The following is a 1,656-nucleotide window of genomic DNA, read 5'->3' as shown; positions in this document are numbered from 1 at the left end:
GCCGACGCGGAGGCGGCGGGCCGGACCGGCGCGGCCGAGGAGCCCGGCGACGGGGCGGAGGCGGCCGGGCGCGGTGCCCGTCCGGCGGGCGCCCCGCCGCGGCCGCCCAGCTGCCGCCGGACGCCGCCGACTTCACCGGGCGGACGGCGCCGGTCCGGGTGCTGCACTCGGCCCTGGCCGCCGCCGCGCCGGACCCGGAGGGCGGGGCCCCCGGGCAGCCGCAGGCGCTGGTGGTCGCGACCGTGGTCGGCATGGGCGGGGTCGGCAAGACCGCGCTGGCGCTGCACGTGGCGCACCGGGTCAGGGACGGCTACCCGGACGGCCAGCTGTACGTGGACCTGCGCGGCTCCGACCCCGTCCCGGCCGATCCGGAGGCGGTGCTGAGCGGCTTCCTGGTGGCGCTCGGGGTCCCGGCGGACGCGGTGCCGGACGGGCTGGACGCCCGCTCGGCGCTGTTCCGCTCGGTGGTGGACGGCCGGCGGCTGCTGCTCCTCCTGGACAACGCCAAGGACGCGGCGCAGATCCGGCCGCTGCTGCCCGGGGCGGAAGGCTGCGCGGTGCTGACCACCGGCCGCACCCGCCCGGCCGGGCTGCCGGCGACGGTCCAGGTCGATCTGGACGTGTTCCAGCCGGAGGAGGCGCTCGACCTGCTCGGGCGCACCATCGGCGCGGAGCGGCTGGCGGCCGAACCGGCGGCCGCCCGCGAACTGGTGGTGGCCTGCGGGCACCTGCCGCTGGCGGTGCGGATCGTGGCCGCCCGGCTGGCCGCCCGGCCGGGCTGGACGGTGGAGACGCTCAGCCGCCGCCTCCAGGTGGAGCGGCGGCGGATCGACGAGCTGCGGATCGGGGACCTCGCGGTGGCGGCGGCCTTCGAACTGAGCTACCGCCAGCTGACCGCCGACCAGGCCCGGGCGTTCCGGCTGGTCGCCTCGGTGGACGGCCCCGACATCGGCCTGTCGGCCGCCGCCGCGCTGCTGGACCTCGACGAGTACGACGCCGAGGACCTGCTGGAGGCGCTGGTGGACGTGGCGATGGTGGAATCGCCGTTCCCCGGCCGGTACCGGTACCACGACCTGCTCCGCGCATTCGCCCGGCGACGACCGGGTGGCGAGAGCGGCGTCAGCGGCGTCAGCGGTGTCAGCGGCGGGGACAACGGGGCCGAGCAGGACGGCGGGGAGGCCGTCGCCGCCCGGGACCGGCTGCTGGACCACCTGCTGGCCACCGCGTGCAGCGCGTTCCAGCACGCCGTGCCGGGCGATCCGGCCGCGGGCGCGCTCGGCCCGGCCCACTCCCCCGGCGTCCCGCTGTCCGGCCGGGACGCGGCCCGCGAGTGGGCGACGGCCGAGCGGGCGGGCGCGGTCGCGCTGGCGGCCCAGGTCGCCGCCGACCCGGCGGCCGGGCTCGGCGCGGCACTGCGCGCGGCGACCGATCTGCTGATCGCGCTCACCCCGTTCGTGCTCACCCCGCCGAGCCGTCAGCTCGCGTCGACCGCCGACGCACTGGCCGAGGCGGCCGCCCGGCACGGCGACGTCCGGGCGGAGGGGCGGGCGCACTTCCTGCGCGGCAACGTCGCGCTGGCCGCCACCCGGCTGGACGCGGCCGAGGCGGCGTCGCGGCGGGCGGTGGAGGCCGCGCGGGCGGCCGGGGACACGGTGA

1 protein-coding gene is annotated in these 1,656 nt (G+C 79.8%); it reads left to right on the top strand.

Annotated elements, in window-relative coordinates; all coding sequences use genetic code 11:
* On the top strand, positions 1 to 1,656 hold a 1,656-nt coding region (locus VR45_RS39225; RefSeq protein ID WP_234326622.1), incomplete at both ends, for an NB-ARC domain-containing protein.

Source organism: Streptomyces sp. NRRL S-495, from assembly GCF_000966955.1.
In the GTDB taxonomy this organism is placed as follows: Bacteria; Actinomycetota; Actinomycetes; order Streptomycetales; family Streptomycetaceae; genus Kitasatospora; species Kitasatospora purpeofusca.
This window is presented reverse-complemented; position numbering and strand designations above follow the sequence as displayed.